Raw genomic sequence first — 22361 nt, 5'->3', positions numbered from 1 at the left:
TGCGTGGATGGGAAGTCCAGTAGATCCACGCCATGCGTGGATGGGCTTTCCTAGCCGAAGCATCCACGAATGGCGTGGATCTACCACGGCGCCGCGTTACACCGGGCGCTTGCTCGGGTCGCCGGGCAGTTCGCGCACCAGCTTGGGGATCAGGTAGCCGGACAGGCGTGCGGTCAGGCCAGCAATCAGTGCCTTGGCCTGGCTATCTTCCACTTCGAAGTGGGCCACGCCCTCGACCCGGTCCAGCTGGTGCAGGTAGTAGGGCAGCACGCCGGCGGCGAAGCTGCGCTCGCTCAGGTCCTGCAGGGCCTGCACGCTGTCGTTGACCCCGCGCAGCAGGACGGCCTGGTTCAGTAGCTGGGCGCCGATGCCGCGCAGGCGAGCCATCGCTGCGTCCACGCTGGCGTCGAATTCGTTGGCGTGATTTGCGTGGACCACGATCGCCAGCGGCCAGGGCAGGCTGTCCAGCCAGGAGACCAGTTCATCGTCCACGCGCTCCGGCAGCACGATTGGCAGGCGGGTATGGATGCGCAGTCGGCGGACATGCGGGATCGCGCGCAGGGCATCGGTCAGCTCGACCAGCTTGTGGGTGGCCAGCGACAGCGGGTCGCCGCCGGACAGGATCACCTCGTCGATGTCCGGATCGGCCGCGATGGCGGCTACGGCCTCCTGCCAGCCGCCCTTGGCGGCGTTTTCCGCGCCATAGTCGAAGTGGCGGCGGAAACAGTAGCGGCAGTTGATCGCGCAGCTGCCGGTGGCGACCAGCAGGGCGCGACCGCGGTATTTCTGGATGACCCCGGTGGCCTTCCTGGCGGCGCCATCGCCCACCGCATCGAAGCTGAACCCGGGTGCCGGGCGCATTTCCTCGTCGATCGGCAGCACCTGACGCAGCAGCGGGTCGGCCGCATCGCCCACGCGCATGCGCGCCACGAAGCCCTCGGGCACGCGCAGCGCGAACTGGGCGATAGCCGTCTCCGAGACGCCCAGCGCGGCCGGGTCCAGCTGCAGCCGGGCCAGCAGGGCGTGCGGGTCGCGCAGCGCCTGGCGCCAGAGCTGCTGCCAGCGCGCGGGCGCGCCTGGCGACTGGGGCCGGGGGAAGGCGGAAAGCTGCATGGAGAGGGGGCCTGCGGTTATCATGGGGGCAGAAAAACAGTCGCCCACCGGCATCCGGTGGGCTTTCCATTCTAACGGCTCGCCGCACCCGCGGCGTTTTTGCCACTCAGGAGTTTACGCATGGCCAGCTACGGCATGAACGACGTCAAGAACGGGATGAAGATCCTGGTCAACAACCAACCGGCCGTCATCATCGACACCGAATACGTCAAGCCGGGCAAGGGCCAGGCCTTCACCCGCGTGAAGTACCGCCTGATCAAGGACGGCCGTACCCAGGAAGTCACCATGAAGTCGACCGACTCGCTGGATGCAGCCGACGTCGTCGATACCGACATGAACTTCATGTACAGCGACGGCGAGTACTGGCACTTCATGGACCCGGAGTCCTTCGAGCAGGTCCAGGCCACCAAGGCCGGCATGGGCGGCGCCGAAAAGTGGCTGAAGGGCGAAGAGTCCTGCGTGGTCACCCTGTGGAACGGTGAGCCGATCTTCGTGCAGCCGCCGAACTTCGTCGAACTGAAGATCACCGAAACCGATCCGGGCGTCCGTGGCGACACCTCGGGCGGCGGCGGCAAGCCGGCCACCCTGGAAACCGGCGCCGTGGTCCGGGTGCCGCTGTTCGTCAACCAGGAAGAAGTGATCCGCGTCGACACCCGTTCGGGCGAATACTCCGCACGCGTCAAGTAATCCGGCGCAGCCGGATTACGGTAGTGCCGGCCGCTGGCCGGGTACGCGCCATCGCATTCGCGCTGGCGCTCCCATGATCTGCTTCGGCAGATCATGGGCCCCGCTTCACGGGTCCCCAGACCCCGCCGCTTCGCGGCAGCCCCTGACTCAGGGGCGTGTCCCCCAGAAGTATCTCGCCGCCCCCCAGCCAGTGAGCCCGCATGAGCGATAGCCCGCACCTCCCCGAAGCCTGCGACCTGCTCATCGAAGCCGGTTACGTCGTTCCGATCGAGCCGCACGCGGTGGTGCTGGAAGACCATGCCGTTGCCGTGCGTGGCAGCGAGATCGTGGCCATCCTGCCGCGTGCCGAGGCGCGCGCACGGTTCCGCGCCACCCAGGTGGTGAGCCGCCCCGAGGCTGCGCTGATGCCGGGCCTGGTCAACGCGCACACGCACAACCCGATGACCCTGCTGCGCGGCGTTGCCGACGACCTGCCGCTGATGACCTGGCTGCAGCAGCACATCTGGCCGGTGGAAGCGGCGGTGATCGGCCCCGAATTCGTTGCCGACGGCACCACCTTGGCCATCGCCGAGATGCTGCGCGGCGGCACCACCTGCGCCAACGAGAACTACTTCTTCGGCGACGTGCAGGCCGCGGTCTACAAGAAGCATGGTTTCCGCGCGCTGGTCGGCGCGGTCATCATCGATTTCCCCACCGCCTGGGCCAAGACCGACGACGAGTACTTCGCCAAGGCCGGTGAACTGCACGACCAGTGGCGCACTGATCCGCTGATCGGCACCGCGTTCGCGCCGCATGCGCCGTACACGGTCAACGATGCCAACTTCGAGCGGGTGCGGATGCTGTCCGACCAGCTCGACATGCAGGTGCACCTGCATACCCACGAGACCGCGCAGGAGATCAACGATTCGATCAAGCTGCACGGCCAGCGCCCGCTGGCGCGGCTGGACCGGCTCGGCCTGGTCAATGACCGCCTGATCGCGGTGCACATGACCCAGCTGACCGATGCGGAAATCCACCTGTGCGCCGAACGTGGCGTCAGCGTGGTGCATTGCCCGGAATCGAACCTGAAGCTGGCCTCCGGTTTCTGCCCGGCCTGCGCCCTGCAGCGTGCCGGCGTGAACCTGGCGATCGGTACCGATGGCTGCGCCAGCAACAACGACCTGGACATGTTCAGCGAGAACCGCACCGCGGCGATCCTGGCCAAGGCCGTGGCCGACGATGCCACTGCACTGGACGCGGCGACCACGTTGCGTGCGTCCACGCTGGGTGGCGCGCGCGCGCTGGGCTTCGGCGACCGCATCGGCTCGATCGAAGTCGGCAAGCAGGCCGACCTGGTCTGCGTCGACCTGTCCGCGCTGGAAACCCAGCCGCTGCACAACGTACTGTCGCAGCTGGTGTACGCCACCGGCCGCCAGCAGGTCAGCGACGTCTGGATCGCCGGCAAGCCGAAGCTGGTGCAGCGCGAGCTGGTCGGCATGGACCTGCCGGGCATCATCGCCAACGCGCGCCAGTGGCGCGAGCGCATCCGTCATATCCGCGCCTGAACCCCGGCGCCGCAAGGACTCCCTCATGACTGCCCCCCACGCTTCCTCCAATTTCGATCAGGCCGAGCTGGACAAGTTCGCCGCGCTGGCCAACCGCTGGTGGGACGCTGACGGCCCGCAGAAGCCGCTGCATGCGCTGAACCCGGTACGCCTGCAGTACGTGGCCGACCGCGTGCCGCTGCGCGGCGCACGCGTGCTCGACATCGGCTGCGGTGGCGGCCTGTTGAGCGAAGCGCTGGCGCAGGCCGGTGCCGACGTGACCGCCATCGACCTGGCCCCGGAACTGGTCAAGGTCGCGCGCCTGCATGCGCTGGAAAGCGGTGCCAAGGTCGACTACCGGGTGCAGGCCGCCGAGGACCTGGCCGCCGAGCAGCCGGGCAGCTTCGACGTGGTCACCTGCATGGAAATGCTCGAACACGTGCCGGACCCGGGCGCGATCATCGAGGCCTGCAAGCGCCTGCTGAAGCCGGGCGGCCACCTGTTCCTGTCGACCATCAACCGCACCGCTGCCGCCTTCGCGGTGGCGATTGTCGGCGCCGAGTACGTGGCGCGGCTGCTGCCCAAGGGCACCCATCACTACCAGGAATTCATCAAGCCGGCCGAGCTGGCGCGCTGGCTGCGCGAGGCCGACATGCAGCTGGTGGATGTCAGCGGCATGGCCTACGAGCCGTGGCGCAACCATGCCCGCCTGAGCAGCCGTACCGACATCAACTACCTGGCCTACGCGGTCAAGCCGGCATGACCGCGGCCCGCTTTCCGCGCGCGGTGCTGTTCGACCTGGATGGCACGCTGCTGGACAGCGCACCGGACTTCGTCGCCACCTGCGACGCGATGCTGGCCGAGCGCGGTCGCGCGCCGATCGATCCGGCAATGTTGCGGCCGGTGGTCTCCAAGGGTTCGCGTGCAATGGTGAGCGCCGCCTTCCCGGAACTGGATGTTGCCGCACGCGATGCGCTGATTCCGGAGTTCCTGCAGCGCTACGAAGCGTTGATCGGCCAGCACGCGGTACTGTTCGATGGCGTGGCCGGCATGCTTGCCGCGCTGGATGATGCCGGCACCGTGTGGGGCATCGTCACCAACAAGCCTGAGTACCTGGCGCGCTTGATCCTGCCGCAGCACGGCTGGCAGCAGCGCTGCGCGGTACTGGTTGGCGGTGACAGCCTGGCCGAGCGCAAGCCGCACCCGCTGCCGCTGCTGCACGCCGCGCAGGCGATTGCCGTTGCCGCCGAAGACTGCGTGTACGTGGGCGACGACGAGCGCGACATCATTGCTGCGCGCGCCGCGGCGATGCCGTCGGTGGCGGCGCTGTGGGGCTACCGCCTGCACAGCGACGACCCGCTGGCCTGGCAGGCTGACGTGCTGGTCGAGAACGCCGAACTTCTGCAACTGGCCAGTCTGTGGCCGACCCGGCCGGCAGCCCCGGCCCAGCCGTAAGGAATCACGTAGTGAGCAGTACCGCGCTGGACAGTTTCCTCGACAAGTGGCGCAGCCGTTGGCCGGAATGGTCGGTGGCCGCCCCGTTCGTGGCCGAATCGCAACGCGAGCTTGCAGTGGCGTGGTTCGCGCTGCTGCAGGAATTCGACGACATGCTCAACACCAGCGGCGACCCGTTGCCGGCCGACGCCAAGCTGGCATGGTGGGGCGAGGAGCTGCGCAGCTGGGCCGCACATCGTTCGCGCCATCCGCTGGGTCGCCTGCTGGAGCCGGTGCGTGCGCCGTGGGCACAGTTGGCTGAAGCACTTCCGGACCTGGTTGAAGCGCGCACGGTCGCGCTGGATGCGGCCGGTGCCGAGCGCGCGCTGGCGAATTACGCCGAGGCCGTGGCCGCGGTGGAGGCGGCCTTGTTCGCCGACAAGCCGCGTACCGGCGCCGGCCGTGCGGTGCAGCTGCAGACCCTGGCCCAGCGCCTGCAGGATGCGGGCGTGGCCGGTGTGCCGCGCAGCCTGCTGGACGAAGACGCCAGCAATGCCGCACAGCGCTGGGCGCAGCATCTGTTGAAGGGGTGGGGCACCCGCGTGCCCGGCCCGCGCCCGCGCCGCGTGTGGTCCAGTCTGGCGCGTGCGCGCGTTGCAGCGCAGGCCGCAGGCAAGCCGATCGAAGCCACGCCGGTGCGCACCCTGCTGCGCGTATGGTGGGCCGCGCGCGGTTGATCGATCGGCCCTGCTGACTGCTTCTGGTGGGTGCGGACCTTGGTCCGCACGCTCTGAGGGATTGTGCCGACCAAGGTCGGCACCCACCAAAGCGCATTACGCGCGTTATTTGCGTTCCAGCACCAGCAGCGGGTCGATACGGGTATCGAACCAGTTCATGCCCCAGTGCAGGTGCGGGCCGGTGGCACGGCCGGTGGCGCCGACCGCGGCGATCACCTGGCCCTGTTCCACTCGGTCGCCGACCTTTACGTCGATGCGCGACAGGTGCAGGAAGTTGGAGCTGACCCCGAAACCGTGGTCGAGCAGCAGCGTGCCGCCGGTCAGGTACAGGTCCGGGCCGGCGAAGGTGACGATGCCGGCAGCCGGTGCTTTCACCGGCGTGCCGGTCGGCACCGCGATATCCATGCCGGAATGACCGGCGCCGGGCTGCCCGTTGTACACGCGCGCATTGCCGAAGCGGCCGCTGATGCGGCCCTGCACCGGCCAGATGAAGGTCTGGGTGAAGTCGGTGCGGTCGTCATCGCGGGCGCGTGCGGCGGTCACCTGCGCCTGTTCGCGCTTGATCCGCTCGGCAATCGCCGACGGCGGATTGACCGTCTTCGGCGGCACGCCGTTGACCCGCTCGGTCGGCCAGTCGCGCGGCGTCACCGCAATGGTCGCGGTCTCGCTGCCACCATCGGGGCGCTGCACCTGCACGCGCAGCGGGCCCTTCTCGTCACGGCCGATGCCGAACACCACGCTGCCGTAGCCGCTCACCCGCAGCTGGCGGCCGGCGTACTGCACGCGGCTGCCGGCGGGTACCTTGCCGATCACCAGCGCGCCCTGCGACGCGCTGGCCGGGAACACCACGCGGCTGTCGATCAGGCTGCCGATGCCATCCTGCGCCTGCGCCGGGGATGAGGAAAACAGGGGCGCGGCCAGCAGCGCCCCGATCAGAAGTGCGGAGCGCATCAGCGGTCGTAGGTCATGCGCTGGCCGGCGGGTTCGCCCACCAGCTTGCTGCCGTCCCACACCTGCTGGCCGTTGACCCAGGTGGAGGCGATGCGCGAACGGAAGGTGGTGCCTTCGAACGGCGACCAGCCGCACTTGGACAGCACATCCTCGCGCTTGACCGTGAACGGCACGTCCTCGACCAGGACCAGATCGGCGAAGTAACCCTCGCGCAGGAAGCCGCGCTCTTCCACGTCGAACAGCTGCGCCGGGGCGTGGGCGAACTTCTGCACCACCTGCTCGCGGGTCAGCTTGCCTTCGTGCACGCGCTCCAGCGCGGCCACCAGCGCGTACTGCACCAGCGGCAGGCCCGACGGCGCCTGCGCGTAGGGCTTCTGTTTCTCTTCCCAGGTGTGCGGTGCGTGGTCGGTGGCCAGCACGTCCAGCACGTCATCGGCCAGCGCGGCGGTGATCGCCTCGCGGTCGGACACTTCCTTGATCGCTGGGTTGCACTTGATCAGGTTGCCCTTGGTCGCATAGTCCGGGCGCGCGAAGTGCAGGAAGTGCACGCAGGTTTCGGCGGTGATCTGCTTGCGGCTGCCGTCGGCGCGGATCAGCGGGCCCTTCTCGAACAGCGCCAGTTCGTCGGCTGTGGAAATGTGCAGCACGTGCAGGCGGGTGCCGTGCTTGCGCGCCAGCGACATCGCCAGGCGGGTCGACTTGATGCAGGCCTCGCGCGAGCGGATGTCCGGGTGCATGTCCGGGGTCAGCGCGTCGCCGTACTTCTCCTGGAAGGCCTTCAGGTTGGCATCGATCATCGGCGTGTCTTCGCAGTGCGTGATGATCGGGGTCGGGCATTCGCGGAAGATCGCGTCCAGCGTTTCCGGGTTGTCGACCAGCATGTTGCCGGTCGAAGCACCCATGAACACCTTCACGCCGGGCGCCTTCTTCGGGTCCAGCGCACGGATCGCGTCCAGGTTGTCATTGCTGGCGCCGTGGTAGAAGCCGTAGTTGGCCCAGGCGCGGCCGCGCGCGAGCTCGTACTTGGCTTCCAGGATGGTCGAATCCAGCGTCGGCGGGTTGGTGTTGGGCATGTCCATGAAGCTGGTCAGGCCACCGGCCACGGCCGCGGCCGATTCGCTGGCGATGTCGCCCTTGTGGGTCAGGCCCGGCTCGCGGAAGTGCACCTGGTCGTCGATCATGCCGGGCAGCAGCCAGCGCCCGGCTGCGTCCACCACCTGCTCGCCGTCGCGCGGCGCCAGCCCGCTGCCGATCTGCGCGATGCGGCCGTTCTCGATGCGCAGGTCGCCGTCGAAGGTGCGGCCTTCGTTGACCATGCGGGCGTTGGTGATGAGAGTGGAGGACATGTCAGTGTTTTCCTGTGCAACGGCAAGAGGGGGCGTTGGGGGACTCGGGCACGGGGTCGAAGCCGCCGGGATGGAACGGGTGGCAGCGGCCCAGCCTGCGCGCAGCCAGCCAGCTGCCGCGCAGCGGGCCGTGCCGCGAGATGGCCTCCATCGCGTATTCAGAACAGCTCGGCACGAAACGGCAGCGTGGCCCCAGCAGGGGGCTGATGAAGCGCTTGTAGAAGCGCAGCAGGGCGATGAGCAGGCGCGAGATCACCCAGTCATCTTATGCCAGTTGGCATGAAGGCCGCATTTGTGCAGGATGGGCCGTTGGTCGCATGTCGCCGATGGCCTGCGACCGGTACCAGCACCTTCGGGTGCTGGCCAGGTTCCGTACCGCGCAAGGCGGTCCGTGTTCGTCGGACTGCCCCTTGGGCGCCTTGACTCCAGGACTGAATGGAGCAGGGTGCCGAGGTTGCTGCTGCGGGTCGGGTAGGCTATAAAGGCCCGCTTTCCCGGGCCCCGGGGAATCCAAGGAAGAGCGTTTCGTGGCTGCTAAAAAAACTGCAAAGAAGGCCGCAACGGCCGCCAAGAAAACCGCCAAGCCTGTTGTGAAGAAGTTGGCGGCAAAGCCCGTTGCCAGGAAGCCGGCCAGCAAGCCGGCGACCAAGGCAGCGTCCTCGCAACCGGCGGCCAGGAAGGCCACCGCAAAGAAAACGCCGGTCAAGGCGACCAAGCCGGTAGCGAAGAAGGCCGCTGCGCCCGCCAAGGCCAAGCCAGCCGCCGCCAGCAAGAAGGCGCCGGTGGTGAAGAAGGCTGCCAGCAAGGCTGCGCCGGTGAAAAAGGCCGCCGCCAAGCCGGTAGCGAAGAAGGCAGCAGCCAAGCCAGCGCCGAAGGCGGTGGTGAAGAAGGCTGCAGCCAAGCCGGTCGCAAAACCGGCGGCAAAGAAGGTCGCTGCGGCCAAGCCGGTCGCCACGCCTGCCGCTGTAAAGAAGGTTGCCAAGAATGTTGCCGCGCCGGCCGTAAAGCCGACCCCGGCCCCAGTAGTGAAGTCCGCACCGAAGCCTGCTGCCAAGCCGGCTCCGGCCAAGCCTGTCCCGGCCAAGACCGTGGCAGTGGCAGCAGCCCAACCGGCCTCCAAGCCGGCCCCGGCCGCCGCTCCTGCCGCCTCGAAGGCCCCGCAATCCAAGAATCCCGTGCCCGTTTCGAAATCGCCTGCCAAAACCGCCGTGAAATCCGATTCCGCCCCGAAGACCGTGTCGCGCCCTGTCGGCAAGGTTGCCGTGGCCGTCGCCGCCCGTTCGGCGGCACCGGCCCCGCGCAGCAAGTACAAGGTGGTCGAGTACAAGACCGACGAGGCCACTGGCCGCCCGATCCTGCCGGCTGGCTACAAGCCGTCCTCGGAAGAGGAATACATGAGCCCGCTGCAGCAGGAATACTTCCGCCAGCGCCTGCAGAACTGGCGCGCGGACCTGGTGGAAGAGTCCAAGCAGACCATCGAGAACCTGCGCGAGGAAGTGCGTGACATCGGCGACGAAGCCGAGCGCGCGACCCGCGAGACCGAGAATTCGCTGGAACTGCGTACCCGCGACCGCTACCGCAAGCTGATCGGCAAGATCGACAGCACCCTGAAGCGCCTGGAAGCCGGCGACTACGGTTACTGCGTCGACACCGGCGAAGAAATCGGCCTGGAGCGCCTGGAAGCGCGCCTGACCGCTGAGCGCACCATCGACGCCCAGGAGCGTTGGGAGCACCTGCAGAAGCAGCAGGGCGACTGATTCCCGATCGTTGTGATGTCATGCGAAAAACCCGGCCTCGGCCGGGTTTTTTGTTGGGAGGTGGTTGGCTGGGTAGAACGGCGCCTTCCGGGTATCGGACCCACCCGCAGGCTCTCGACGGTTTCCTGCGTGCGCGGTTGCTGTAAAGCCGAGCCCATGCTCGGCTCAGGCCGAAGCCAGAGGGCAAGGAAGAGCAAAAGCAAAAGCAGCCAAGCATGGCTTGGCTCTACCAAGGGCGGTCATCCGTGCGCTCGCGGCTGTTGGGTCCGCCTTGTAGCGAGCCGAGCACCGCAGGGGAATCAGGGGCGAAGAGGCGCCGCTGTTTGAGCGCAGCGAGTTCGGCGCCGCCCCCTGATTCACCGAGGAGCACAGGGCACCGGCGCGCAGCGCCGGCTCGCGGATGGCGGCGCGTTTCTTTGGTTACTTTCTTTGCGCGCGCAAAGAAAGTGACAAACCCATTCATCGAGGGAAAGTGACGTGGCCAGTCAAACGCCCGGCGCCGCCGAACGCGCTCTCCGCGGGGTCACTGCAGATCACGCAGATTCAGTTTCCGCAACGTCGGGTTCTTCCACGCGGTGATCCCGGCCACGCTCAGCACCGCGAACCCACCCAGCACTACTGCCGGCACCAGGCCGAGCAGCTTCGCCATCGTGCCGGCATAGAACGCGCCCAGTTCGTTGGACGAACTGATGAAGATGCCGTTGATCGACGACACCCGGCCGCGCATTTCCTCAGGCGTGGCCAGCTGCAGGATGGTCGAGCGGATCACCACCGAGACGCCATCGAAGGCCCCGTAGAACAGCAGGATCAGCGCCGACAGCCAGAAGTGCTGCGACAGCCCGAAGCTGATCACGCACAGGCCGAACCCGGCCACCGCGAACAGCAGCACGCGGCCGGCATTGCGGTGCAGCGGGTGGCGGGCCAGCCACAGGCCCACGCAGACCGAGCCCAGCGCCGGCATTGCGCGCAGGATGCCCAGGCCTTCCGGCCCGTGGTGCAGGATCTCGTGCAGGAACGCCGGCAGCATCGCCACCACGCCGCCCAGCAGCACCGAGAACATGTCCAGCGCCATCGCCCCGACCATGATCCGGTTGCCGACCACGAAGCGCGCGCCTTCAGCGATGCTCTTGAAGATCGGGGCGGCCGGGCCGGTATGCACCGGTTCTTCCACCTTCAGCGTGGCCAGGCAGGCCATCGCCACCAGTGCGAAGACGGTGGCCACCGCGTAGGACAGGCCCTTGCCGCCGAAACCCACCAGCACACCGCCCAGTGCCGGGCCGGCGATCATGCCGGCCTGGAATACCACCGCGCCCAGGCCGGCGCCCCGCGCGAACTGGTCACGGGCCAGTACGCGGGCGAACAGGGCGTTGTAGATCGGCGACAGGAAGGCGCGGACCATGCCGGTCAGCGCGATGGCTGCATAGATCGGCCACACGCCGTCGATCGGCAGCCAGCCCATGGCCACGCTGGTCAATACCAGTGCGGTGGCGACCAGTCCGCAACAGGCGACCATGCCGAGCCGGCGGCGCGGCAGATGGTCCACCAGGTAACCGGCAAACGGCGCCACGCAGAAGAACGGCACGACCTCGGCCAGGCCGATCAGGCCCAGCGAGAACGGATTGCGGGTGACTTCGTAGATGTGCCAGCCGACGGTGACCGCGACCACCTGGTAGGACAGCATCGCGAAGATGCGGTACGCCAGCAGCCTGGCGAATCCGGGCCGGGACAGCAGGCCCAGCGCGCTGTCTTCGGCTGTGGCAGGTTCGCTCACGACGGGTCGCGCTGCAGCTGCGCCTGCGCGGTCTCGCGGATGAAGGCCAGCATGGCCGCCACGCCGTTGCTGCGGGTCGGCGAGAGGTGGCGGGCCAGGCCGATGTCCTGGATGTAGCTCGGTTCGGTGGCCAGGATCTCCTGCGCCGAGCGCCCGGAGTACACGCGCAGGGCCAGGAAGATCAGTCCGGAGACGATGGCCGAATCACTGATGGCGTGGAAGCGCAGCGACTGCGCGTTGCCTTCGGGCACGATCCAGACCATCGACTGGCAGCCGAGCAGGCGATGCTCTTCGGTCTTCCACTCTTCCGGGAAGGCCGGCAGCTTGCGGCCAAGGTCGATCAGGTACTGGTAGCGCTCGGACCAGTCGCCGAAGAAGCCGAATTCCTCGGCGATGGCGGTCTGGGCCTCGGCGGCGGTGGGTTCAAGCGGGAACGGGGAGTCGGTCACAACAGTCTCTACGGTGGGGGCGTGGCCGGCGTGCCGGCCACGGGGCAGGGCGGGTCAGCCGCGCTTGCGCGACCAGCGCACGCCCTGCGGGGTGTCTTCCAGCACGATGCCTTCGGCGGCCAGCTGGTCGCGGATGGCGTCGGAACGGGCGAAGTCGCGCGCCTTCTTGGCAGCGGCACGCTCATCGATCAGGCCCTGGATGCGGGCATCGTCGCCGTCTTCGCTGGCCGCGGTGCCGAACCACTGCGCCGGATCGGCCTGCAGCAGGCCCAGTGCCAGGCCGGCGCCGAGCAGTTCACCCTTCAGGCGCGCCTGCTCGGCCGGGTCGGTGGCACGACGCGCATCGGCGGCGATGCGGGCCACTTCAGCCAGCGCCTGCGGGGTGTTGAGATCGTCGTCCAGGGTCGCTTCGACCGTGGCCGGAATCACTGCAGTGGCCTCGACCGATGCCAGCTCGCGCAGAGTGCCGTACAGGCGGTCCAAGGTGCGCACCGACTGTTCGATCAGGCCATCGGACCAGTCCAGCGGCTGCCGGTAGTGGGCCGACAGCAGGGCCAGGCGCAGCGCTTCCGGCGGGTGTTGGCGGACCAGATCGTGCACGCGCTCGATGTTGCCCAGCGACTTGCTCATCTTGGCGCCGCCGAAATTGAGCATGCCGTTGTGCAGCCAGAAACGGGCGAAGATCTTGCCGCCATGGGCGCATTCGCTCTGCGCCAGCTCGTTCTCGTGGTGCGGGAACTGCAGGTCGACGCCGCCGGCGTGGATGTCGATGGTCTCGCCCAGGTGGGCGGCAGCCATCGCCGAGCACTCGATGTGCCAGCCAGGCCGGCCCCGGCCCCACGGCGATTCCCAGCCGGGCAGGTCGTCACTCGACGGCTTCCACAGCACGAAATCACCCGGGTCACGCTTGTACGGGGCGACGTCGACGCGGGCACCGGCCAGCATTTCGTCCGGATCGCGGCGCGAGAGCTTGCCGTAGCCGTCGAAGCTGGCCACCGCGAACAGCACGTGGCCCTCGGCGGCGTAAGCATGATTGCTGGCGATCAGCTGCTCGATCATGGTGATGATCTGCGGAATGTGCGCGGTCACTTCCGGCTCGATGTCCGGTGGCACCACGCCCAGCGCGGCCATGTCTTCACGGTAGGCGGCGGCGAACTTGTTGGTGATGGTGCTGATCGGCACGCCCTGCTCACGCGCGGCGGTGTTGATCTTGTCGTCCACGTCGGTGATGTTGCGGGCGTAGCGCAGCGCGCCGAAACGGCGTCGCAGCAGGTCGGCCAGCACCCCGAACACCACCGGGCCACGGGCGTTGCCGATGTGCACGTAGTTGTAGACCGTCGGGCCGCACACATACAGGGTCGGACAGGCCGGATCGAGCGGGGTGAACGGTTCGAGCTGGCGAGTCAGGTTGTTGTGCAGGCGCAGGGTCATGGGGCTGTGGCTGGGGGACAAGCCTGTGATTTTAGAACGTGTCGGCCCCCTTTGGGGGCACCCGTTGCCACCGGTGGACGCCGGGGTCACCCAGGGTGGGGTGGGCAGGAGCGGCGTGGACGGGTAATGTTCAGCCCCTTGCGCTCGCCACTGCCTACACTATTGCCGTGTCCTTGCTCCCGTCGCCAATGAAATCCACCGCGTTGCTGACCCTGGCCTGCCTGTCGGCGCTGCCCGCCGTGGTGCTGGCGCAGGAGGCCGAGCCCCGCAACCGGGTGGTGATCGTGGAGAACGTGAAGTTCGACTATGCCCAGGTCCTGAACGTCGAGCCGGTGTTCCAGACCCTGCGTGCGACCCGCACCGAAGAGCACTGCGAGCCGGTGTCGACCCGGACCCTGGCCCCGGTCAACGTGACGGGCGAGGAGCCGGTCGAGGACAAGGGCCGGATCAGCCGCTTCTGGGACTCGGTGCGCTCGATGTTCAAGCGCAGCGACGAGGAAGCCGTTGAGGAGACCGGAGCCGAGACGCCGGCCCCGGCGCCGGCCAACACGGGCCCGATGCTGACCCGCGACTGCCGCATTGTGCCGGTGGGGCGTGAATTCCGCCGGCCCATCGCCTACGACGTGGATTACGTCTACAAGGGCACCAAGTACCGCTCGCGGCTGCCGGAAGACCCCGGCAACCGGCTCAAGATCCGGGTGTCGATCACTCCCTGGGTCGGCCCCGAGCAGGGTACTGCCAGCAATCCCTGATTCTGCGACCCCGGCCCCTTGCGCCGGCCCCGGGCGCATGCAAAGATATTTGACCATGAAGCTCACCGACTTCCAGCACGACAGCAGCGCAGCCCGACAGGCGTCTGGCATGACCTCGCGTGCGCGTCGACCGGAACCCCACATCCTCGCTGGGTAACCGGAGCTTTTTGCTGTTCGTCCGAAAAAAACCCAGCCCGCCGGCTGGGTTTTTTCGTTTCTGCGTTCTGAAAGCTGCAACTGCAACCTTTTCGCTCCACCTTTGGTTCCTGCTTTTCCCTTCCACTGCGTCGAACCCGGCGCCGCCACGCAAGGAAAGATGATGTCCCCCAAGCACTTCCTGAACACCCAGGACTGGAGCCGCAGCGATCTCGACGCGCTGCTGACCCAGGCCGCGCTGTTCAAGCGCAACAAGCTCGGCGACCAGCTCAAGGGCAAGTCGATCGCGCTGGTGTTCTTCAACCCGTCCATGCGCACCCGCACCAGCTTCGAACTGGGCGCGTTCCAGCTCGGCGCCCACGCGGTGGTGCTGCAGCCGGGCAAGGATGCGTGGCCGATCGAGTTCAACCTCGGCACGGTGATGGACGGCGATACCGAAGAGCACATCGCTGAAGTGGCCAAGGTGCTGGGCCGTTACTGCGACATCATCGCCGTGCGCGCGTTCCCCAAGTTCATCGACTGGGCCTACGACCGCCAGGACATCGTCCTCAACAGCTTCGCCAAGTACTCGCCGGTGCCGGTCATCAACATGGAGACCATCACCCATCCGTGCCAGGAGCTGGCCCACATCATGGCCCTGCAGGAGCACTTCGGCACCCAGGACCTGCGCGGCAAGAAGTACGTGCTGACCTGGACCTACCACCCCAAGCCGCTGAACACCGCCGTTGCCAATTCGGCGCTGACCATCGCCACCCGCATGGGCATGGACGTGACCCTGCTGTGCCCGACCGCCGACTACATCCTCGACGACCGCTACATGGGCTGGGCCGAGCAGAACGTGGCCGAGAGCGGTGGCTCGCTGAAGATCAGCCATGACATCGACAGCGCCTACGCCGGCGCCGACGTGGTCTACGCCAAGAGCTGGGGCGCGCTGCCGTTCTTCGGCAACTGGGAACCGGAAAAGCCGATCCGCGACCAGTTCAAGCACTTCATCGTCGACGAACGGAAGATGGCGCTGACCAACAACGGTGTGTTCAGCCACTGCCTGCCGCTGCGCCGCAACGTGAAGGCCACCGATGCGGTGATGGATTCGCCGCAGTGCATCGCCATCAACGAAGCCGAGAACCGCCTGCACGTGCAGAAGGCGATCATGGCCGCGGTTGCCGGGCGCTGAATCAAACAAGGGGTAGAGCCGACCGTTGGTCGGCTGCTCCCGCAGCGGCGCATCCAACATTTCAGCCGACCAGCGGTCGGCTCTACCGAATTCCCATCCCCCAAGTGGACCTGATCCCCATGAGCAACAAAGACGTCGTTCTCGCCTTCTCCGGCGGCCTGGATACCAGCTTCTGCGTGCCGTACCTGCAGGAGCGCGGCTACAACGTGCACACCGTGTTCGCCGACACCGGCGGCGTGGATGATGAAGAGCGTGATTTCATCGAGAAGCGCGCCGCCGAGCTGGGCGTGACCAGTCACGTCACCGTCAACGGTGGCCCGGCCATCTGGGAAGGCTTCGTCAAGCCGTTCGTGTGGGCCGGTGAGGGCTACCAGGGCCAGTACCCGCTGCTGGTCTCGGATCGCTACCTGATCGTCGATGCCGCGCTGAAGCGTGCTGCCGAGCTGGGCACCAACATCATTGCCCATGGCTGCACCGGCATGGGCAACGATCAGGTCCGCTTCGACCTGGCCGTGAAGGCACTGGGCGACTACCAGATCATCGCGCCGATCCGCGAGATCCAGAAGGAACACACCCAGACCCGCGCCTACGAGCAGAAGTACCTGGAAGAGCGCGGCTTTGGCGTGCGCGCCAAGCAGCAGGCCTACACCATCAACGAGAACCTGCTGGGTGTGACCATGTCCGGCGGCGAGATCGACCGTTGGGAAGCCCCGGGTGAAGGCGCGCGTGGCTGGTGCTCGCCGCGCAGCGAATGGCCGGAACAGGCGCTGACCGTGACCCTGAAGTTCGTTGAAGGCGAAGCCGTCGAACTGGACGGCAAGGCGCTGCCGGGCGACCAGATCCTGGCCCAGCTCAACAAGCTGTTCGCCCCGTACGGCGTTGGCCGCGGCGTCTACACCGGCGACACCGTGATCGGCCTGAAGGGCCGCATCGTGTTCGAGGCCCCGGGCCTGGTCTCGCTGCTGGCCGCGCACCGCGCGCTGGAAGATGCCGTGCTGACCAAGCAGCAGAACCGCTTCAAGCCGGACGTCGCACGCAAGTGGGTGGAGCTGGTGTACGAAGGCTTCTACCACGACCCGCTGAAGACCGACATCGAGGCATTCCTGAAGTCCTCGCAGGCCAAGGTCAATGGTGAAGTGGTGCTGGAAACCCGCGGCGGCCGCGTCGATGCAGTGGCGGTGAAGTCGCCGCACCTGCTCAACGCCAAGGGCGCCACCTACGCGCAGTCGGCCGACTGGGGCGTGGAGGAGGCTGAGGGCTTCATCAAGCTGTTCGGCATGAGCTCGACGCTCTTTGCTCAAGTCAACCGTGGTTGACTTGAGCACGAGCCCGCGCATTTCACCTTAACCCTGCGCCTTCGGCGCGCCCCCTTCAACAAGAAGGGGGCTCTCCACCAGACGCATTACGGTAGCGCCGGGCCATGCCCGGCGGAATTCCACAGGATCTTTGATTCATGCTTGAACAGACGATCTCGCATCTGCAGGCGCTGGTGTCCTTCGACACCCGCAACCCGCCGCGTGCGATCACCACCGGTGGCATCTTCGATTACCTGCGCGCGAACCTGCCCGGCTTCAACGTCGAGGTGATCGACCATGGCGCCGGTGCGGTCAGCCTGTACGCCGTGCGCGGCACGCCGAAGTACCTGTTCAACGTGCATCTGGACACCGTGCCGGATTCGCCGCACTGGAGTGCCGACCCGCACGTGATGCGGCGCCTGGACGACCGCGTGGTCGGCCTGGGCGTGTGTGACATCAAGGGCGCCGCCGCTGCACTGGTGGCGGCGGCCAACGCCAGCGATGGCGATGCCGCCTTCCTGTTCTCCAGCGACGAGGAAGCCAACGATCCGCGCTGCATCGCCGCGTTCCTGGCGCGTGGCCTGCCGTATGAAGCGGTGCTGGTGGCCGAGCCGACCATGAGCGAAGCGGTGCTGGCGCATCGTGGCATCAGTTCGGTGCTGATGCAGTTCGCCGGCCGCGCCGGCCATGCGTCCGGCAAGCAGGATGCGGCCGCCAGTGCGCTGCACCAGGCCATGCGCTGGGGCAACCGCGCGCTGGACCATGTGGAATCGCTGGCCTCGGCCCGCTTTGGCGGACTGACCGGCCTGCGTTTCAACATCGGCCGCGTCGAAGGCGGGATCAAGGCCAACATGATCGCGCCGGCTGCCGAGGTGCGCTTCGGGTTCCGGCCGCTGCCGTCGATGGACATCGACGGGTTGCTGGCAACCTTCGCCGGTTTCGCCGAGCCGGAAGCCGCATTGTTCACTGAAACCTTCCGTGGCCCCAGCCTGCCGGCCGGTGACATCGCCGAGGCCGAGAACCGCCGCCTGCTGGCGCGCGATGTGGCCGATGCGCTGGAGCTGCCGATCGGCAACGCGGTGGATTTCTGGACCGAGGCTTCGTTGTTCTCGGCCGGTGGCTACACCACGCTGGTGTTCGGTCCGGGCGACATCGCCCAGGCCCACACCGCCGATGAGTTCGTGACGCTGGAGCAGCTGCAGCGCTACACCGACGCCGTGCATCGCATCATCGCCGCCGGCGCCTGATCGACCCCACAACGCCGCCCGGCCCTGCCGGGTGGAACTGCAACGCGGCGACCGCCGCCTGTGACGAAACCGAAATGTCTCCTGCCCTCCAGCCCCACCGCCAGACCCGCCAGACCATCGTGCGCCTGCTTTCCAGCATGGCCAGCGCGAAGGAGATCAGCCAGTACCTCAAGCGCTTCTCGCAGCTGGACGCCAAGCGTTTCGCCGTGGTCAAGGTTGGCGGCGCGGTGCTGCGCGACGACCTCGACGCGCTGACCTCCTCGCTGTCGTTCCTGCAGGAAGTCGGGCTGACCCCGATCGTGCTGCACGGCGCCGGCCCGCAGCTGGATGCCGAACTGTCCGCCGCCGGCATCGAGAAGCAGACCGTCAACGGCCTGCGCGTGACTTCGCCGGAAGCGCTGGCGATCGTGCGCCGGGTGTTCCAGCAGTCCAACCTGCGCCTGGTCGAGGCGCTGCAGCAGAACGGCGCGCGCGCCACCTCGATCACCGGCGGCGTGTTCGAGGCCGAGTACCTGGACGTGGACACCTACGGCCTGGTCGGCGAGGTGAAGAAGGTCAACCTGGCACCGATCGAGGCCAGCCTGCGTGCCGGGTCGATCCCGGTCATCACCAGCCTGGGCGAAACCGCGGGCGGCCAGATCCTCAACGTCAACGCCGACTTCGCCGCCAACGAGCTCGTACAGGAGCTGCAACCGTACAAGATCATCTTCCTGACCGGCACCGGCGGCCTGCTGGACGAGCAGGGCAACGTGATCGATTCGATCAACCTGTCCACCGAGTACGACCACCTGATCGCGCAGCCGTGGATCCACGGCGGCATGAAGGTGAAGATTGAACAGATCAAGGATCTGCTCGACCGCCTGCCGCTGGAGTCGTCGGTGTCGATCACGCGCCCGGCCGACCTGGCCAAGGAACTGTTCACCCACAAGGGCTCGGGCACGCTGGTGCGCAAGGGCGAAAAGGTGCTGCGCGCCACTGCCTGGAGCGAGCTGGACCTGCCGCGCCTGAAGGGCCTGATCGAATCCAGCTTCGGCCGCACCCTGGTGCCGAAGTACTTCGAAAAGACGAAGCTGCTGCGTGCCTATGTCAGCGAGAACTACCGCACCGCGGTGATCCTCACCGACGAGGCGGAGGGCGTGTACCTGGACAAGTTCGCCGTGCTCGACGATGCGCAGGGCGAGGGCCTGGGCCGCGCGGTCTGGAACGTGATGCTGGAGGAAACACCGCAGCTGTTCTGGCGTTCGCGCCACGGCAACCCGATCAACCACTTCTATTACGCTGAATCCGACGGCTGCTACAAGCAGGACCACTGGAAAGTGTTCTGGTTCGGTGCCGATGGCATCGACCGGATCAGCACCTATGTCGACCATTGCGCCCAGCGCGCACCGAGCCTGCAGGACTGAATGATGGACCATTCCGATCACTGGACTACGATTCCCACTCTGCGCGGCCAACACGTGACACTGCAGCCGCTGCAGCCCGAGCATGTGCCTGGCCTGCGCGCCGCCGTGGAGGGCAGCGGCCTGGACCAGCTCTGGTACACCCAGGTGCCTTCGCCGGAGCGGGTCGAACACTATGTGCAGGCCGCGCTGCAGGCGCAGGCGGAAGGCAAGGTGTTGCCGTTCGTGATCCTTGATGCGGCGGGTGACATCGTGGGTACCACCCGCTTCTACGACCTGGATGCCGGCGTGCCCAAGCTCAGCCTGGGCTACACCTGGTATGCACCGCGCGTGCAGCGTACCGGCGTCAACACCGAAACCAAGCTGTTGCTGCTGCAGCACGCCTTCGAAACCATGGGCTGCATCAGCCTGGTGCTGGAAACCAGCTGGTTCAACTTCACCTCGCGCACCGCCATCGCCCGCCTCGGCGCCAAGCAGGATGGCGTGCTGCGCAACCACAAGCGGCACGCCGACGGCACGCCGCGCGACACCGTCATCTTCTCCATCATCGATGCGGAATGGCAGGGCGTGAAGCGCCACCTGCAGTACCGCCTGGACAGTCACGCATGAACGATTCGACTTTCACCCTGGGCATCGTCGGGGCCCGTGGCCATACCGGCGCCGAGCTGATCAAGCTGGTGGCCGCGCATCCGCGCCTGAAACTGGCCTTCGTCTCCTCGCGCGAGCGTGCCGGGCAGCGCCTGTCCGACCATCACCCGGAATTCCAGGGTGAGCTGCAATACGAGAACCTGGACGCCGACGCGGTGGCCGCCAAGGGCGTGGACGCGGTGATCCTGGCCCTGCCCAACGGCCTGGCCGCTCCATTCGTGGCGGCACTGGAAGCGGTGAAGCCGGACACTGTCATCGTCGACCTGTCGGCCGACTACCGTTTCGACAACAGCTGGTACTACGGCCTGCCGGAGCTGACCCGCGGCCGTTACAACGGCCAGAAGCACATCAGCAACCCGGGCTGCTATGCCACGGCGATGCAGCTGGCGGTGCATCCGCTGCTGGACCTGCTGGCCGGCCCGCCGCAGTGCTTCGGTGTGTCAGGCTACTCCGGTGCCGGCACCACGCCGTCGGACAAGAACAACGTCGAACTGCTGGCCGACAACCTGATGCCGTATGCGCTGACCAACCACGTGCACGAGCGCGAGGTGTCGGTGCAGCTGGGCGTGGCGGTCGAGTTCATGCCGCACGTCGCGCCGCATTTCCGTGGCATCACGCTCACCGCCAACCTGTGGCTGAACCGCGTGCAGACCCGCGAGCAGATCGTCGAGCGCTTCCAGCAGGCCTATGCCGGCGAACCGCTGATCGAGGTGGTGGATGAAGCGCCGTGGGTCAGCCGCATTGCCGGCCGCCACGGTGCCCAGGTCGGCGGCTTCACCCTGGCCCCGGGCGGCAAGCGGGTGGTGGTGGTGGCGACCCTGGACAACCTGCTCAAGGGCGCGGCCACCCAGGCCATGCAGAACCTCAACCTCGCGCTGGGCATCGACGAACTGACGTCGATCCCGCACTGAACACGCATTCCGGAGCCCCCATGGCAGACCTTCTTTGGCAGAAGCCCGGCGTCGCTGTCGACGCCCAGATCCAGACCTTCCTCGCCGGCGACGACGTGATCCTCGACCGCGAGTTCTTCCTGCATGACATCGCCGCCAGCGCCGCGCATGCACAGGGCCTGCAGCACATCGGCATCCTCAGCGCCGACGAGCTGGCCGGCCTGCTGCGCGAGCTCGACGTGCTGGCGCAGGATTTCCGTGAAGGCCGCTTCGTGCTGGACACGCAGTACGAAGACGGTCACTCGGCGATCGAAGCGCGTTTGACCGAACGCCTCGGCGATGCCGGCCGCAAGATCCACACCGGCCGCAGCCGCAATGACCAGATCCTGGTCGCCACCCGCCTGTGGCTGAAGGAGAAGCTGCTGCGCGTGGCCCAGCTCAGCGCCGACGTGGCCAAGGTCGCGCTGGACCGTGCGCAGGCCGAGAAGGACCTGCCGATTCCTGGCTATACCCACATCCAGCGCGCCGTGGTCTCCTCGGCCGGCATGTGGTGGGCCGGCTGGGCCGAGGCCTTCATCGACAACGCCATCCGCGCCCGCGACACGCATGCGCTGGTGGATGCCAATCCGCTTGGCACCGCCGCCGGTTACGGTGTGAACCTGCCGCTGGACCGCGAGCACACCACGGCGGCGCTGGGCTTCGCGCGCATGCAGGTCTCGCCGATCTACGCGCAGCTGTCGCGCGGCAAGTTCGAGCTGGCCGCGCTGGAAGCGCTGGGAGGCGCCACGCTGGACCTGCGCCGCATCGCGTGGGACCTGTCGCTGTTCACCAGCGCCGAATTTGGTTTCGTGGCATTGCCGGCGCAGTACACCACCGGCAGCTCGATCATGCCCAACAAGCGCAACCCGGACGTGATCGAACTGATGCGTGCGACCCACGCCAGCGTCGCCGCCGCACGCACCGAGATCGAGCAGCTGCTGTCGCTGCCGTCCGGCTATCACCGTGACCTGCAGTCGTCCAAGGGTGCCATCTTCCACGGCTTCGGCCGTGGCCTGGCCGCGCTGGAGCTGCTGCCGGCGCTGCTGGCCAACCTGGAATGGCGCGACGACAGGCTGCGTGCGGCGATCGATTCGGGCATGTATGCCACCGACGTGGCCGTGGAAGCGGCCGTGGCCGGCGTGCCGTTCCGCGAGGCCTACAAGGCCGCCGCGGCGGGCGCCGACAGCGCAGGGCAGGGACGCACGCCGGAAGGCAGCCTGGTCGCACGCGTGTCGCCGGGTTCGGCCGCTGATCTGCGCCTGGATGAACTGCGTGCACGCTGGCAGGCGTTGTCCTGATGGCGGCCACGGTGTATCTGGTGCTGGCGATGCGCCGCCCCGACTTCAACGCCGCGGCGGTGCAGCCGCACCGTGATTTCCTCGATGCGTTGCAGGCACAGGGCAAGCTGCAGCTGACCGGTGGTTTCGCCGATGGCAGCGGTGGTGCCTATGTGCTGTGCAACGTCGAGAGCCTGGAACAGGCGCAGGCCATCGTCGCTACCGATCCGCTGGTGACGATGCACGCTTCCGAGCTGACCGTGCACGAATGGAATACCCGCTGA

At 67.3% G+C, this 22361-nt stretch carries 22 protein-coding genes; 15 read left to right on the top strand and 7 right to left on the bottom strand.

Annotated elements, in window-relative coordinates:
- Nucleotides 1-96: 96 nt before the first annotated feature.
- A complete protein-coding gene (gene epmB, locus DFO63_RS04985) occupies nt 97-1113 on the bottom strand; it encodes an EF-P beta-lysylation protein EpmB (RefSeq protein WP_182474388.1) in 1017 nt (338 codons plus the stop codon).
- 120 nt (nt 1114-1233) lie between these two features.
- On the opposite strand from epmB, the gene efp reads away from it, so the two are divergent.
- From efp to DFO63_RS04960, 5 genes are all read left to right on the top strand, one after another.
- Nucleotides 1234-1800 carry an elongation factor P gene (gene efp / locus DFO63_RS04980; RefSeq protein ID WP_014037874.1) on the top strand — a complete coding sequence of 189 codons (567 nt, stop codon included), beginning with the start codon at nt 1234-1236 and terminating at the stop codon, nt 1798-1800.
- 200 nt (nt 1801-2000) lie between these two features.
- A complete protein-coding gene (locus tag DFO63_RS04975; RefSeq protein WP_014037873.1) occupies nt 2001-3344 on the top strand; it encodes a TRZ/ATZ family hydrolase in 1344 nt (447 codons plus the stop codon).
- Nucleotides 3345-3369: 25 nt separating this feature from the next.
- Nucleotides 3370-4086 carry a bifunctional 2-polyprenyl-6-hydroxyphenol methylase/3-demethylubiquinol 3-O-methyltransferase UbiG gene (ubiG, locus tag DFO63_RS04970; RefSeq protein WP_014037872.1) on the top strand — a complete coding sequence of 239 codons (717 nt, stop codon included), beginning with the start codon at nt 3370-3372 and terminating at the stop codon, nt 4084-4086.
- Nucleotides 4083-4778, top strand: a complete 696-nt coding sequence (locus DFO63_RS04965; RefSeq protein WP_014037871.1) for a phosphoglycolate phosphatase — start codon at nt 4083-4085, stop codon at nt 4776-4778. Before ubiG ends, DFO63_RS04965 begins: the two co-directional genes overlap by 4 nt.
- Before the next feature lie 11 nt (nt 4779-4789).
- Nucleotides 4790-5494 (top strand): squalene/phytoene synthase family protein, encoded by a 705-nt coding sequence (locus DFO63_RS04960; protein ID WP_093999890.1) that lies wholly within the window; start codon nt 4790-4792, stop codon nt 5492-5494.
- A 105-nt stretch (nt 5495-5599) separates the two neighbouring features.
- On the opposite strand, the gene DFO63_RS04955 is transcribed toward DFO63_RS04960, so the two are convergent.
- The 3 genes from DFO63_RS04955 to yidD are packed head-to-tail and all read right to left on the bottom strand — an operon-like array spanning nt 5600 to nt 8047.
- A complete protein-coding gene (locus DFO63_RS04955; RefSeq protein ID WP_182474387.1) occupies nt 5600-6445 on the bottom strand; it encodes a M23 family metallopeptidase in 846 nt (281 codons plus the stop codon).
- Entirely contained in the window at nt 6445-7791 is a 1347-nt protein-coding gene (locus tag DFO63_RS04950) for a dihydroorotase (RefSeq protein ID WP_049442773.1), read from the bottom strand. The genes DFO63_RS04955 and DFO63_RS04950 overlap by 1 nt, the downstream gene beginning before the upstream one ends.
- A gap of 1 nt (nt 7792) precedes the next feature.
- Entirely contained in the window at nt 7793-8047 is a 255-nt protein-coding gene (gene yidD, locus DFO63_RS04945; RefSeq protein WP_005414016.1) for a membrane protein insertion efficiency factor YidD, read from the bottom strand.
- 271 nt (nt 8048-8318) lie between these two features.
- Here yidD and dksA point away from each other — a divergent pair, with 271 nt between their 5' ends.
- Nucleotides 8319-9548 (top strand): RNA polymerase-binding protein DksA, encoded by a 1230-nt coding sequence (dksA, locus tag DFO63_RS04940; RefSeq protein WP_049442774.1) that lies wholly within the window; start codon nt 8319-8321, stop codon nt 9546-9548.
- 523 nt (nt 9549-10071) lie between these two features.
- Here dksA and DFO63_RS04935 read toward each other — a convergent pair.
- Genes DFO63_RS04935 through cysS form a run of 3 tightly spaced genes read right to left on the bottom strand, consistent with a single transcriptional unit; the run spans nt 10072 to nt 13199 of the window.
- Complete coding sequence (locus DFO63_RS04935) at nt 10072-11319, bottom strand: MFS transporter (protein WP_101765814.1); 1248 nt, start codon at nt 11317-11319, stop codon at nt 10072-10074.
- Entirely contained in the window at nt 11316-11768 is a 453-nt protein-coding gene (locus DFO63_RS04930) for a SufE family protein (RefSeq protein WP_010486631.1), read from the bottom strand. The genes DFO63_RS04935 and DFO63_RS04930 overlap by 4 nt, the downstream gene beginning before the upstream one ends.
- 54 nt (nt 11769-11822) lie before the next feature.
- On the bottom strand, nt 11823-13199 hold the full coding sequence (cysS, locus tag DFO63_RS04925) for a cysteine--tRNA ligase (RefSeq protein WP_049442776.1): 1377 nt from the start codon (nt 13197-13199) through the stop codon (nt 11823-11825).
- A 188-nt stretch (nt 13200-13387) separates the two neighbouring features.
- On the opposite strand from cysS, the gene DFO63_RS04920 reads away from it, so the two are divergent.
- From DFO63_RS04920 to DFO63_RS04880, 9 genes are all read left to right on the top strand, one after another.
- Nucleotides 13388-13951, top strand: a complete 564-nt coding sequence (locus DFO63_RS04920; RefSeq protein WP_049442777.1) for a hypothetical protein — start codon at nt 13388-13390, stop codon at nt 13949-13951.
- 319 nt (nt 13952-14270) lie between these two features.
- Nucleotides 14271-15281, top strand: coding sequence for an N-acetylornithine carbamoyltransferase (locus DFO63_RS04915; RefSeq protein WP_014037861.1), 1011 nt, complete (start codon nt 14271-14273; stop codon nt 15279-15281).
- Between the two features lie 119 nt (nt 15282-15400).
- A complete protein-coding gene (locus DFO63_RS04910; RefSeq protein ID WP_049442778.1) occupies nt 15401-16597 on the top strand; it encodes an argininosuccinate synthase in 1197 nt (398 codons plus the stop codon).
- Nucleotides 16598-16734: 137 nt separating this feature from the next.
- The gene (locus DFO63_RS04905; RefSeq protein ID WP_049442779.1) at nt 16735-17823 is read left to right on the top strand and encodes an acetylornithine deacetylase; all 1089 of its coding nucleotides are present in this window, start codon (nt 16735-16737) and stop codon (nt 17821-17823) included.
- Nucleotides 17824-17897: 74 nt separating this feature from the next.
- Complete coding sequence (locus tag DFO63_RS04900) at nt 17898-19226, top strand: acetylglutamate kinase (RefSeq protein ID WP_049442780.1); 1329 nt, start codon at nt 17898-17900, stop codon at nt 19224-19226.
- Between the two features lie 3 nt (nt 19227-19229).
- Nucleotides 19230-19832, top strand: coding sequence for a GNAT family protein (locus DFO63_RS04895; protein ID WP_049442822.1), 603 nt, complete (start codon nt 19230-19232; stop codon nt 19830-19832).
- Nucleotides 19829-20782 (top strand): N-acetyl-gamma-glutamyl-phosphate reductase, encoded by a 954-nt coding sequence (gene argC, locus DFO63_RS04890; protein ID WP_049442781.1) that lies wholly within the window; start codon nt 19829-19831, stop codon nt 20780-20782. The genes DFO63_RS04895 and argC overlap by 4 nt, the downstream gene beginning before the upstream one ends.
- Before the next feature lie 20 nt (nt 20783-20802).
- A complete protein-coding gene (argH, locus tag DFO63_RS04885; RefSeq protein WP_049442782.1) occupies nt 20803-22098 on the top strand; it encodes an argininosuccinate lyase in 1296 nt (431 codons plus the stop codon).
- Nucleotides 22098-22361 carry a YciI family protein gene (locus tag DFO63_RS04880; protein ID WP_049442783.1) on the top strand — a complete coding sequence of 88 codons (264 nt, stop codon included), beginning with the start codon at nt 22098-22100 and terminating at the stop codon, nt 22359-22361. Before argH ends, DFO63_RS04880 begins: the two co-directional genes overlap by 1 nt.

This window comes from Stenotrophomonas sp. AG209 (assembly GCF_003550055.1).
GTDB lineage: Bacteria > Pseudomonadota > Gammaproteobacteria > Xanthomonadales > Xanthomonadaceae > Stenotrophomonas.
The sequence above is the reverse complement of the archived record's forward strand: the minus strand, read 5'-3'. Positions and strand labels throughout refer to the sequence as shown.